A 12,918-nucleotide genomic window follows, 5' to 3' on the forward strand; every position below is an offset into this window, starting at 1 on the left:
CCTGATAACGATAAAGAATATTCAAATCATACGGAATGTTAAGTTTAATGCTATTATGAAATCATGGATGATGCTATAGCAACTTCCAACAAATGATTTCAGTTCGTTTGTAGATAACATATAACCTCATTTGCTAAACCCATCTATACTGCGGTTCCGCCACTTCCTACAATTTCTTTACCACTTCAAATTTCGCAATTATTTTCACATCGCCATCTGCATTAGCAGCTTGTGCGGTACAGAATAGCCTACCTTCTTTTTCTTCTACAACATGACCTGAAATGACAATTTTTTCTCCTGGTTTCGTCATCCCTTTAAATCTTCCTGAAAACTTTTTAATCGCATGATTCTCAAACCATCTCGGGATTGTTTCTCCTATAAACCCCATCACTAGCATCCCATGTGCAATTACACTACCTAAACCCGCTTGAACAGCAAAAGGTTCAACTGTATGAATCGGATTAAAATCACCAGAAGCACCCGCATACTTTACTAGCTGTGTGTGCGTGATTTCTGGAAACTGAACTGATTCTAATTCTTTTAGACTCGCCATTTTCTTCCCTCCTTTTTAAACCTCTCAATAATCGTTGTTTTTCCAATCGCTATTAATTCATCTTGTTGATTGGTAAATTTTTTATTGATAACGATGAAATTCATAGAAGCTTTTTCATAAATATTCTCAACCACTGACGTTACAGTAATCTTGTCTCCTACGACAAATCCCTGAAGATATTCATATTCTTGTTCACCATGTAGCACTTTTGCTAAGTTCAACTGGAGCTCTTTAGCAATCGATGATGTAGATCCCCAAAATTCGATAACTGTTGGAAACGTTGCTGGAATATGATCACTACCAATAGCAGAATTCAAATTTGGATTTAAGACAGCTACCAACTCATTAACTTTTGATTGTTCAATCGTATAATCATAGGTATCCAACTCATGCCCAATAAATTTTTTCAAGTCCCTTTGCAAAATCGCCACACCTCTCATCATTCATTCGTTGTACTACTTATTCTTCACAACTATCACTTAAACGACGCTTACGTATATGAACCACCATTAATTTGTAGCACCTGACCATTCACATAATTAGACATCGGCGATGCTAGATACAAAATTCCTTCCGCCGCTTCACGCGCCTGTCCTGAACGTTGCTGTGGAATTTTACTTATAAAGGATTGACGTACTTTTTCCGGAATCCCCATTCTTTCACCATTAAGTTCTTCACCCGTTTCCTTTGCTTGCGTTAATCTTGTGTCAATCAACCCAAATGCTACCGCATTCGTATTGATATTAAATCTGCCCCATTCGAGTGCAACTACCTTTGTGAGTCCGACAACACCAGCTTTTGCTGAGGCATAATTCGCCTGACCAACATTTCCTTTTAGACCAGCAACTGAGGAAACATTAATAATTTTACGATGGTTCACTACACCTTGTTCTATTTCTTCTTTTGCACATTCCCGCATATACGGAGCTGCTTCTCGAATCAAGCGAAAAGGTGTTAATAAATGAATATTCATGACCTTCTGGAATTGGTCATCCGTCATTTTATGAATGAGAGCATCGATTGTAAAACCTGCATTATTCACTAAAATATCTAGTTTCCCATATTGAGAAATTGTTTCTGCAATGACTCTCTTTGGAAATTCCTCCAACATGATATCACCACAAACAATAATCGCGTCTCCCCCGCTTTTCATTATTTCTTCTTGAACTTCCTTCGCTGGTCCTTCATCAATGTCTGTAATCACTACTTTTGCTCCGTTCTCAGCAAATAATAGTGCTGTCTCTCTCCCTACTCCTCTTCCTGAACCTGTCACGATTGCGACTTTATCTTCTAATAATCTCATCATTTTAATTATCTCCTTTTTCAATTAAGTTCGTGTTCATTTAAACAAGTGATTATGCTCACCTAGTTGTGGTGCAGAATCAACTATTTTCATAGCTATATTCTCAAATTTCGCTGGGTAAGCTATCATCACTTTCTCACCCTTTTTCATAATCGACTTTCTATATTTCAAATGCGGATCATTCAGCAACTCATTGATTGTATTAACAGGACTAATCGGTAAGTCCTCATTAGCAAATAAGGTCTTCCATTCTGCTAATGTCTTCTTTGCAAGTAGACTCGCAATACGATCATTAATAATTTCTGCATTTTCTATTCTTTTAATCCAACTACTAAACATTCCATCCATTAAAAACTCTTTCATGCCAATCGTTTCACAAAATTTCTCCCAAAACTTCTCCTCTACACAAGCAACTGCGATAGATTCATTGTCCTTCGTTTTAAACACTCCATATGCACCGCGCCCCATAAATTCATCTTTACTCGGTCCATCCCTACTGTAATACTCGGCTATTCTTGGAATCATAAGTGCCAAAGCGCTTTCAGTCATGGATACATCAATATAGACACTATCTTTGTTTTTCACTCTCTGTAATAAAGCAGCTAATATCGAAACAGTTGCATAAAGCGATGAAGCTAAATCAGCTATTTGGATACCTCCAGCTGCCTCAGGACCTCCTTTGGGATCACCACTAATACTCAGTACACCCGATACCGCTAAATAATTCACATCATGACCGGGTAATAAACTATAAGGACCGTCTTGACCGTATCCAGATATGGAGCAATAAATCATAGAAGAATTCAACAGCTGGACATCTTTTTTACCAAACCCAAGCTTTTTCATAACCCCCGGCCTAAAACCTTCAATTAACACATCACTGACTTTTATTAAATCACGGAGAATCTCTTTATCTGCTACATCTTCCAAATCTAACTCCACACTTTGCTTTCCATGCCCCACTGCTTCAAACAATCCTGGAATCATGTGTCTAGCAGGATCTCCCTCAATAGGTTTCTCAATTTTAATCACCTCGGCTCCTAACTCCGCGAAGATCCTCGTAGCAAATGGACCAGGCAGTAAAGTCGTTAAATCGATAATTCGAATACCCTCTAACGGAAACAATCTCCCTCCTCCTTTCCACACTCGTAAGGTGGCGGATGTTAAAATATTTTAACTATTCCACTTATATTATCGTGAAACATAAAAATCTACTATATCAACCCTATACAATAATCCCCAATTTTGTTGTATACTATTTACAAAAGAAAATAAATATTCAGAAAAGAGATGAGGAAAATGACTACCTATCCATTGGAGAGTTACGAATTCAATGAAGTAATGCATAAAATTGCTAGGCTTTTAGATGAGAAACGATATGATGAGAGTAAATGGGAAAATGCAAAGGAGATTCTGCGTAACAACAATTCTTATAAATTAATGAAAAACCACATTAATACGATTCAATTACTCAAACAAAATGAGGATCTTTTTAGATTTTCTACAAAAACATTAGAAATTCTTCATCAAATTAATTTGGAAGTTGCATCTTTGGCTCCTCTTACCGAAATTCTCAAACTTAGTGCCAATCGGCTAAGAAGCATTTCAAAAGTCAATGTTATTTTAATAGCCATGTTAGATAAAGAAAAGAATGTTCTGAGAATAGATGCGGTTTCGGGGTCAAATGAAGAAAAACTATTGCATTTTGAACAGTCTATTGATGAAGGAATTGCAAAGCTTGCTACTAGTAGCAACGAGCCTTTTACGATTCCAAAAATAAACAAAACTGAGTTTGCGGAAGATCCACTTGTTAAATTATTAATTGAAACTGAAAATATTGTTAACTTAGCAGCTTCTCCACTTATTGCGCACCAAGAATTATTAGGCATCGTTTTTTTAGCACGAAATACCGTTAATACCTCTAAAGACATCTTATTTCAAATGTTAAAAAATTACTGTTACCAGACCGCCATCGCGATTTATAACAACAAGCTGTATTCTAATGAAATTAGAATTAGTAAACTGCATACCGAGCTTTTTGAAGAAGCACTAAACAAAGGGGGTAATGAAGGTGTTATCCAAAAACTAGCTAATTTTATTGATGAACCTATCTTATTACTGGATGAGTTCGGCAACTTAATTCACCAAGTCCATTCAATCAATTGTGATAATCCTGAATTCCGCTTTAATCATTCCATCATATTCAAAGAAATATCTACCCAAAAAGAGCGGCCCTATTCATTTGAAATTTCAGTCGACGAGACTTATTATTCAGTCTTCATGATTACATTCCACAATCGAACAGTCGCTTACTTAGTTCTTCCTAGCCAGTTGCAGCGCTATGATCATTTAAGTATCGTCGCTATTGAACAGACAAAAAACGTCTTAGCCTTGCAAATCAATCAAGAACGAACAAGCATCGAAGTCGAAAATCGTTTACGGCAAGATTACTTATATGACTTGATTTTTGGGCTGGAATCTGAAAAAAACTTAGTTCGCAGAGCGAGGTATTTAAATATCTCTTTCGAAAAAAAACATAAAGTTATTGTCCTTTCCCCCAACAGTCATCCACAAACGAACGACCAAATCATTGGCAATCAACTACTACAAGCGCTTGAAAAATTTAGGTATATTATTGGTATCTCTATTTTGCCATTGAGTATGGTCCACGGTGAAAAGTTAATTTTAATCGTTCCTGAAGATAAAGTGAAAAGTACCTCCAACTATGTTTTGAAATACATACAAGAGAACTCTTCTTTCACTAAAGCTACAATAGGTATTAGTAATACTGTAAAAGTGCCAAAGGATTATATAAAAGGCTTTGAAGAGGCTAAAAAAGCCGCCGAATTTGCAAGCGCTTTCCAAAATGATTCCTCCATCGTTCACTATGATGATTTAGGCATCATTGGCGTTTTATTCAACACCGAAAATACTGAAAACATGGAAGATTTCATGAAAAAACACCTCCAGCCAATCATTAAATATGATCAAAAAAACAATTCAGATTTAATACGAACACTACAAACCTATTTAGACAATGAATCTGTCATACAGGTCTCTGCTGAGCTATTACACGTACACTACAACACACTCAGATATCGCATAAACCGCATAGAGGAAATTTTAGGTGTCGATTTGGCTAATCCTCATAATCGCTTAAATATCCAAATTGCATTGATTATCGCTCAACTAGTGAAGGCCTAAAAAGTGCTGCTTGTTGATATTCGAATTTTTTACTCATAACTAAAAAAACTCTTCGTTCCGTGCATAACTGCTTATTTTGATTTCGCAACATACCATTGATACACATAATAAGACCTTTTATCAACGTACGTTGTTGATAAAAGGTCTTATTAGAAAAATTATTTATTTTTCACTCGTTAGTTTGTAAAGAATACGCTTAAACTCACGTAGCTCCTCCGCTGTTACTCTACTACTAATTTCATCATCAAACTTCTTGTACACCGTCAACACTTCGTCGTATATTTTCTCACCCTCAACTGTCATATACAACTTTAAAGCTCGGCGATTATTCGGATCACGAACACGCTTGATAAAACCCTTCTTCTCCAGATTGTCGGCCATTCTTGCTATATTGGCCTTATCCTTCTTTAATTTTTCTCCTATTTCATGTTGGGTAAGGCCATTCTCCCGTCTTAAAATAGAGAGAATCAAGCTTTGTTCAGGTGCCAAATTATAAGGTGCAAATTTTTTTTTGGCAGCACTCTGGAGAATTGTACTTGAACGATTGATAAGGTAGCTAATATATTGTTCAATTGTTTTCAAATGATCACCTGCAATATTTTTTTGAATTATCTTTCTTTTCCGCTAGACAATTAGAAGTGCTTAGAATACAATTATCTCATACTTATTGAACAGATGGATAACAAAGTGTCTCTTATGCATCAATAGTTGTCACACGAACTATTGATGCACAAACCATTATTTTCCCTAGTGAAAAAGAGAATGGTATAAAACCGAATTTCCATCATTTTCAGTAGTATTCTTTCAAACTTACATTATGATTACGTTCAAGGAGGAGATTTGATGATTGTAAAAGCAGCTGTTGTTCATGCCGGGGGAACTGATTACCAACTAAGTGATTTAAAATTAGCAGAGATGCAACCAGATGAGGTGATCGTAAAAATCGTCGCATCGGGTATGTGTATGTCTGATGAGACAATTAGAAATGGCAAGACAAGCGTTGCTTTCCCAGTAGTACTTGGCCATGAAGGTACTGGTATTATTGAAAAAGTAGGAGATGCAGTAAAAAAATTCAAAGTAGGAGATCAAGTTGTGATGTCCTATGCGTATTGTGAGAATTGCCCAAGCTGTCAAGCAGGCCATCCATCTATTTGTAACGATTGGATGAAACTAAATTTCCTCGGTGTACGCGATGACGGAAGCCATACATTTTATACAGAAGATGGTTCACCTGTAAAAAACTTTTACGGACATTCTTCTTTTGCTACACACACATTAGTACATGAAAGCAACTTGACAAGGGTCGATTCAGATGTAGACTTACGCCTAATCGGTCCATTAGGCTGTGGGTTCTTAACAGGTAGTGGCACCGTTATTAACGGACTAAAGCCAGTAGTTGGCTCTTCAATTGTCATTTTCGGTACAGGTGCCGTAGGTTTAGCCGCGATGATGGCCGCTAAGCTTGAAGGCTGTTCAAAAATCATCGCTGTCGATATTCATGACAACCGATTAGAAATTTCTAAAAAACTCGGTGCAACGCATACAATCAACAGTAAATTAGAAGATCCTATTAAAAAAATAGCTGAAATTACAGATGGCGAAGGGGTCGCTTATGCAATTGACACAACAGGTATAGCGCCTGTCATTAAAACCGCTTTAGCAGTTTTAGCAAGAGGTGGCGTTATTGCGCCAATAGCAGTATCTACAAATAGCATCGAACTCAATATCACGTCCGAACTCATGCTCGGTAGCAAAAGCATGATTGGCGTAGTCATGGGCAATAATGTTCCACAACTATCTATACCACAATTAATAAAGTTCTATAAAGAAGATCGCTTCCCATTCGATCAGCTCGTCAAATTTTATAAATTCGATGACATCAACCAAGCAGCTCAAGATTCAATAAGTGGCTCTGTCATTAAACCAGTCCTTGTTATCGATGAATCGTATACAGCTCCATCCTCAAAGTAAGCCCTTACATCAATAAAACAGGTGAAGAAAGCTTTTTCTCCACCTGTTTTATATCTTTTTGTTTAGCCTCCGAAAAATTCTTCCATTTTAAAAAAATCTACACACTTTTGTATAAACATAGTATACATTCCATTGCACTTATGCATAGACGGCCATTATAGGATAAACAATCAAAAAAGCCGCCTGTTTAGTCAGATTCAATGACTTAAAAGGCGACCTTTATTCTTTAATCTATTCTTACACACTCTATCTTACCGCTACGAATTCAGCATTCAGTTTCCTATTTATTGCTTGTGCCGATTCCTTAATTTGATCGATTAACGGTTGAAGCTCATCTTCTTGATATTGAGCACACATTCCTACAAATGCGATAGCCATTTCAACTTGATCATTGAAATTCATGATAGGTGCAGCGACCCCGAAAATTCCTTTGATCGTCTCGTTATAAGATATGGCATAGCCATTTTTCTTTACATCCAGAAGTTCTTTTTTAAATCTATCAATTTCAGTCACATCCGCATCTGTAAAACGTTTTGAAAGCGGTAAGCAATATGCTAAATCTTCTTCACTTGCATACGCGATAATACATTTTCCGTATGCACCGTCCAAGAGCTCAAAATGACGACCAACCGAAACATTTACACCAAAGTTTTCACCTTCCACTTTTGAAACAATCGTGGAACGATTTCGTCCGACCCTTGACACAAGAAATGTAGTCAATCCGGTCGCCGCTGTCATTTTTTCAAGATACTCATTAATAATAGTAATATCATGTAAATACTCTTTTGCTCGTTCACCTAGCACAACAAGATAAGGTCCTAGTGTATAACGCTTGACGGTTGCATCGTATTTCACAATCGATAATTGGTGTAATTCATGGAGCACCCGAAAGCAGGTCGTCGGGTTTAAATCCAATGCATTTGCAATTTCCGTCAATGTACTTTTATTATATTTTTTTCGACTTAACAAAGTAATGATTCTAAAAGCTGTTTCAACAGCAGGAACTGAGTATTTTCTTTTCTCTGTGTCCTTCACGTTTCTTCACCTCTGCCTGTTCATTCATACTCGATCCAATCTTCCAAACCCGCCTGTTGGAGACTGTCTATATAAGTATAATTGTTGTTTTGTATAGGACAACCTGTTTTGATTTTCGTTGAGACAACTTCAGAATTCGTGGACAAAGACACGTTTCCCTTACCGATTCCCGATTGGTTCCGCTGTATATTTCGTATTATCTTCAATAAAATCAAATAATTGTTGTCCCACGCTATCTTTTCGACCCGATTCAATTTCCTCAACAATATGTGCCACAAGACCGACCGCTCTTGCGGCAACTGCAAATGATCGCATAACCCGATGGTCAAACTCCATATCTGCTAAAATAGCACCAATCGCACCAACCGCATTTAACGTGATCGGTTTCCCTTTTCTTTCATTAAACTGGCGGCTAATTTCCTCCAATGTTTCCGAATTCTTCTTATAGAAACCTAGTTCTTTGGCAATTTCAAACAACTTCCCTGTTCTTGGATCGACCGGCCTGTGAATCGGATGTCCAAAACCAGGAAGTTGCATTCCTTTCTCCGTCCGATCATCCAGAATTAAACGTGCAAGCTCAGTAGCATTTTTATCTGCTCCATGTTGTCGAATTCCATTTTCTAACATTTCCGCCACTTGTTCCATCGCTCCAAGATAGACTGTTCCGGCACCTAATAATCCGGCTGCAACGGCAGCTTGTGCTGCTTCCGGTGCACCTAGATAGGTCAAACGAGTAGAAACGGAACTCGGTGTAAATCCATGTTCACAAATCGATACCATAATGGCATTTAGCATTTTAGATTCACTTTCAGTCGGTTTTCTATGTTTCGCACCTAAAAATGCCATGTCGGCCAGTGTAATCGTACCGATTAAATCTTCTACAAGGTCATAACCATGAACAAATATTTTATCAGTTTGTGAAAAACCTACTTTTGTTTCAAAATTCATCTTTCTTTCCCCTCTCCACTTTAGATTTATTATGTTAAACAGTTACTGTTTCTTTTTTGGAAGATATTACTTTTCGTAATTGAGCTGCAATGATATTTTTTTGAATCTCAGAAGTCCCTTCATAGATTCTAGTAATTCTTGCATCTCGGTAGTAGCGTTCAATCGGATAGTCTTGCATGTAACCAAGCCCTCCATGTATTTGAACTGCCTTGTCCGCAATTCGGCAATAGACCTCCGAGCCGAGCAATTTTACCATCGCAGCTTCTTTAATGACGTTCATCCCTTGATCGACCATCCAAGCGACCCGATAAGTCATGCTTCGTAATGTTTCAATATCCAGATCCATCTCTGCTAAATAGTGTTGAATCACTTGCTGTTCAAAAATAGGTTTACCGAACTGCTTCCTTTCCATTGCAAAATCCAAAGTGAGTTCCAACAGTTTTATACAGGAACCAAGATTTCGCGCTGCAAGTCCGGCTCTCCCATTGGCAAGAATCTTTAATGCATTTACGTATCCCTGTCCTTCTTCCCCTAAGACATTGCTAACCGGAACTTCACAATCTTCAAAAAACAACTCAAATGATTGAGCTCCATGCAAGCCCATTTTCTTTTCCTTTTTCCCTATTTTAAGTCCTGGAAAGTCCTTCTCGACTATGAATGATGTAATGCCCTTAGGCCCTTTACTAGGATCCGTTACAGCCATTACTGTAAACACGCAAGCAATGGATGCATTTGTTATATAATGCTTCGACCCATTCAATATATATTTATCGCCCTTACGGACTGCAGTCGTTTTAAGATTCGAGGCGTCTGAACCAGCATCAGGCTCCGTTAATGCAAATGCACCAATATATTCTCCTGAGGCTAGTTTAGGTAAATATTTCTTTTTTTGCTCCTCAGTCCCCATCTCGACAATGCCGACTGTTCCGATTGCATTATGACCACCAATAACAGTTGTATAGCCATTGATCGTCTTACCGACTTCTTCGTAAACTGCACATTTTCCTACCATACCAATTCCAAGTCCGCCATACTCCTCAGGGATACTTAATCCGAAAAGACCCATTTCCTTACTCATTTCCATAATCTTTTTGGGGATTTCATCATTTTCTTCAATTTGATTTGCATATGGATCCACTTCATTATAGACAAAGTCACTTACAGTACTTTTTAATAGTTTAATATCATCCGATAGTTCAAAGTTCATGTTCTTCTCCCCCTAATTCTATTATTGATTTTGCTTTTCACTTTTCAAAAAAGAAAACACGCCAACACCATTTGCAATAATGACACCATCTTCATCTACAACCGTCGATTCCACGTACTGGATTCTATTCTTCGAGCTAGTAATCGAAGCTGTTGCGTAAACTGTTTTACCTTGTTTTGCCGGATTGATAAAATTAGTTGTAAGTGAAACAGTAGTGACAGGATCCGACCTAATCGACCGCAATGTTGTCGAGATGGATACGTCCATTAGTGAAGCTATAGCACCACCATGTAGTGTATTATTAATATTTAGCACTCTATCAGCGACAACCAACTTGACGCGGACATCCCCTTTTTCTAGATAATCGAAAGTTATCCCCATATTCACCCAATAGTTTGATTCCTCGAAATGTTTTTTTAACCATTCTAGATAATTTGTTTCAGTTGTTACCAAATTACCTCACTCCTATCAACTTGATACTAGAATTTCCGTCTCTACTTTCTCCCAAATAATTAGTCCATCCAGCGCCACAAGTCCTTCGCCCTCATTCAATACTACTACCGGATTAATATCCATTTCTTCCAATGTTTGATTTTGATCGTATACAAAATCAGAAACCTTAACTAGCGCTTCTACAAACGCTTCAATATCGGATCTTTGCTCGCCACGTGTTCCTAAAAGAATAGGAAACCCTTTCAGTTCTTCAACCATTGACAAAGCTTCTGTTCTGTCAATCGGAACATGACGGATTGAAATATCTTTTAACACTTCGATAAAGACGCCCCCTAATCCGCAAACAATAAAACTTCCAAATGCGGGATCGTTCTTTATTCCAATAAACATTTCAACACCTTTTTTATCTAACATTTCTTCTAGTAAAACACCTCGTATGTTTGCACTCGGATTATATTTTCTCGTGGATTGGGCGATTTCTTGATATGCTTTTTTAGCCTCATCAATAGTCTGAATTCCCAATTTAACTCCACCAGCTTCTGTCTTATGAAGAATATCGTCAGAAATGATTTTAGCTACGAGTGGGAATTTAAGTTTTCCTATACACTGATCAACATCTTTTTCTGATTGAAGGATTACATTCTTAGGAACACGTAAATTTAATTGTTCAAGGACACTTTTCACTTTTTCTTCTGTCCAAATCCGATTCTTTTCTTCCTCTCCCACTAATGGCCCAGCAAGGATTGGATGATTTCTTACATTGGATCCATCGTGATGATACATGGATAAATCAACTAAGTGTTTGACCGCTAACATTGTGTCATGCGTCGTTTTATAAACCGGTACTCCATTTCGGCGTAGAATTTCTCTATTTTCACCTGTCAGTTCTTCGGTACCCGTTACTGTTACAATAATCGGCTTTTCCACTCTTTGATCTATTTCAACAATCTTCCTACAAATCTCTTCTCCTAATTCACCACCAAATGTTGTTTGGATTACAATTACATTCGTATTATCGTCTTTAACTAACGCTTCGACTGTATCGGTTAAAATATGTTGCTCTTTCAATGCTTGCGCTGTAATATCAATCGGATTTAAAGAAGAACCATAGGATGGTATAATAGCTTCAATTTTTGCTTTTGTTTCCCCTTGTAGCGGTTCGAGAACCAACCCAAATTCTTCACTGAAATCAGCCATGGCAATCCCTGCCGCCCCCGAGTTTGAAACGGTTGCGATTTTTTTACCTTCTGCCCATTTTCCTCTTGAAAAAATCCTCATCGCATCGATCATTTCATCGATGTCTTTTACTGTTGTGATGCCATATTGTTTAGTAATTACTTGAAATGTTTCTTCGGATCCCGCTAGAGAAGCTGTATGAGATAATGCGGCTTCCTTCCCAATTGCAGACTTTCCAGATTTCAAAATAATCAACGGTTTTCTTAATTCTTTAGCTCGTTTTGCTACTTGAATGAGCTGTTCACCATTTGAAATTCCTTCCATATAGGCAGCAATTACTGTTGTGTCCGCATCTTCAAGCAGGAATTCTACCGTATCTAGCGTTGTAACATCCATTTCATTGCCAGTATTCACAACGTAAGTGAAGCCTAGATTCTCTTCTTGAGCTAAACCAAAGACCGAGAAACCAAGTGCACCACTTTGAGAAACTAATCCAATATTCCCGCTTTTATAGCCATTTTTTGATTCCAACGACGTTGCAAAGCCCATAGGAATGCTATCTTTCACATTTAAACAACCGACACAATTCGGTCCAATGATATTAATGTTATTTTCTAATGCGATTTTTGCCACTTCATCTTGAATCTTTTTTCCACTTTCACCAATTTCGGCAAACCCTGAGCTAAAGAGCATTATATGCCTTACGTTTTTTTCGATACAATCTCTTAATATCGAGGTTAATCGTGAAGCCGAAACTGCTATCAATGCTAAATCCACTTTCTGCTGAATCTCTAGTATGCTGCTATAACATTTTAGTCCTTCAATTTCATCGTATCTCGGATTCACAGGATAAATCTCCCCTGTAAAATTAGTTCGAATTAAGTTTTTCAAAGGCTTTCCACTAATCGAGGTGAAATCTTTAGAAGCACCTATAATCGCAATCGATTTAGGGTGAAAAAATTTCTTTAAATCTTTAGTTTGCACAATGAATCTTCTCCTTCGATTTAAGGCGGACATTTAGCCATAGTGGATTTCATAGTCCGCTCTTAATACTTGCAATATTTTCGT

General features: G+C 37.5%; 12 protein-coding genes. 2 read left to right on the forward strand and 10 right to left on the reverse strand.

Annotated elements, in window-relative coordinates; all coding sequences use genetic code 11:
• Positions 1–166 precede the first annotated feature (166 nt).
• From ACFPRA_RS02335 to ACFPRA_RS02350, 4 genes are read right to left on the reverse strand one after another with little or no spacing between them, the layout of a single operon-like run.
• Positions 167–553, reverse strand: a complete 387-nt coding sequence (locus ACFPRA_RS02335) for a MaoC/PaaZ C-terminal domain-containing protein (RefSeq protein WP_381430161.1) — start codon at positions 551–553, stop codon at positions 167–169.
• Positions 541–996, reverse strand: coding sequence for an FAS1-like dehydratase domain-containing protein (locus ACFPRA_RS02340; protein ID WP_381430164.1), 456 nt, complete (start codon positions 994–996; stop codon positions 541–543). Before ACFPRA_RS02340 ends, ACFPRA_RS02335 begins: the two co-directional genes overlap by 13 nt.
• A gap of 47 nt (positions 997–1,043) precedes the next feature.
• Positions 1,044–1,859, reverse strand: a complete 816-nt coding sequence (locus tag ACFPRA_RS02345) for an SDR family NAD(P)-dependent oxidoreductase (protein ID WP_381430167.1) — start codon at positions 1,857–1,859, stop codon at positions 1,044–1,046.
• 33 nt (positions 1,860–1,892) lie between these two features.
• Positions 1,893–2,981 (reverse strand): CaiB/BaiF CoA transferase family protein, encoded by a 1,089-nt coding sequence (locus ACFPRA_RS02350; protein ID WP_381430170.1) that lies wholly within the window; start codon positions 2,979–2,981, stop codon positions 1,893–1,895.
• Between the two features lie 174 nt (positions 2,982–3,155).
• Here ACFPRA_RS02350 and ACFPRA_RS02355 point away from each other — a divergent pair, with 174 nt between their 5' ends.
• Entirely contained in the window at positions 3,156–5,060 is a 1,905-nt protein-coding gene (locus ACFPRA_RS02355; RefSeq protein WP_381430172.1) for a helix-turn-helix domain-containing protein, read from the forward strand.
• Between the two features lie 162 nt (positions 5,061–5,222).
• Here ACFPRA_RS02355 and ACFPRA_RS02360 read toward each other — a convergent pair whose 3' ends face one another.
• Entirely contained in the window at positions 5,223–5,642 is a 420-nt protein-coding gene (locus tag ACFPRA_RS02360; RefSeq protein WP_381430174.1) for a MarR family winged helix-turn-helix transcriptional regulator, read from the reverse strand.
• Positions 5,643–5,903: 261 nt separating this feature from the next.
• Here ACFPRA_RS02360 and ACFPRA_RS02365 point away from each other — a divergent pair, with 261 nt between their 5' ends.
• Complete coding sequence (locus ACFPRA_RS02365; RefSeq protein WP_381430176.1) at positions 5,904–7,031, forward strand: NAD(P)-dependent alcohol dehydrogenase; 1,128 nt, start codon at positions 5,904–5,906, stop codon at positions 7,029–7,031.
• 246 nt (positions 7,032–7,277) lie between these two features.
• On the opposite strand, the gene ACFPRA_RS02370 is transcribed toward ACFPRA_RS02365, so the two are convergent.
• From ACFPRA_RS02370 to ACFPRA_RS02390, 5 genes are all read right to left on the reverse strand, one after another.
• The gene (locus ACFPRA_RS02370; RefSeq protein WP_381430179.1) at positions 7,278–8,066 is read right to left on the reverse strand and encodes an IclR family transcriptional regulator; all 789 of its coding nucleotides are present in this window, start codon (positions 8,064–8,066) and stop codon (positions 7,278–7,280) included.
• A 159-nt stretch (positions 8,067–8,225) separates the two neighbouring features.
• Entirely contained in the window at positions 8,226–9,014 is a 789-nt protein-coding gene (locus tag ACFPRA_RS02375) for a citryl-CoA lyase (protein ID WP_381430182.1), read from the reverse strand.
• 34 nt (positions 9,015–9,048) lie between these two features.
• Positions 9,049–10,221 carry an acyl-CoA dehydrogenase family protein gene (locus tag ACFPRA_RS02380; RefSeq protein WP_381430184.1) on the reverse strand — a complete coding sequence of 391 codons (1,173 nt, stop codon included), beginning with the start codon at positions 10,219–10,221 and terminating at the stop codon, positions 9,049–9,051.
• 21 nt (positions 10,222–10,242) lie between these two features.
• Positions 10,243–10,674 carry a PaaI family thioesterase gene (locus tag ACFPRA_RS02385; protein WP_381430187.1) on the reverse strand — a complete coding sequence of 144 codons (432 nt, stop codon included), beginning with the start codon at positions 10,672–10,674 and terminating at the stop codon, positions 10,243–10,245.
• Between the two features lie 15 nt (positions 10,675–10,689).
• Complete coding sequence (locus ACFPRA_RS02390; RefSeq protein ID WP_381430190.1) at positions 10,690–12,834, reverse strand: acetate--CoA ligase family protein; 2,145 nt, start codon at positions 12,832–12,834, stop codon at positions 10,690–10,692.
• Positions 12,835–12,918 lie beyond the last annotated feature (84 nt).

The organism is Sporosarcina soli (genome assembly GCF_042655805.1).
Lineage (GTDB): Bacteria > Bacillota > Bacilli > Bacillales_A > Planococcaceae > Sporosarcina > Sporosarcina soli.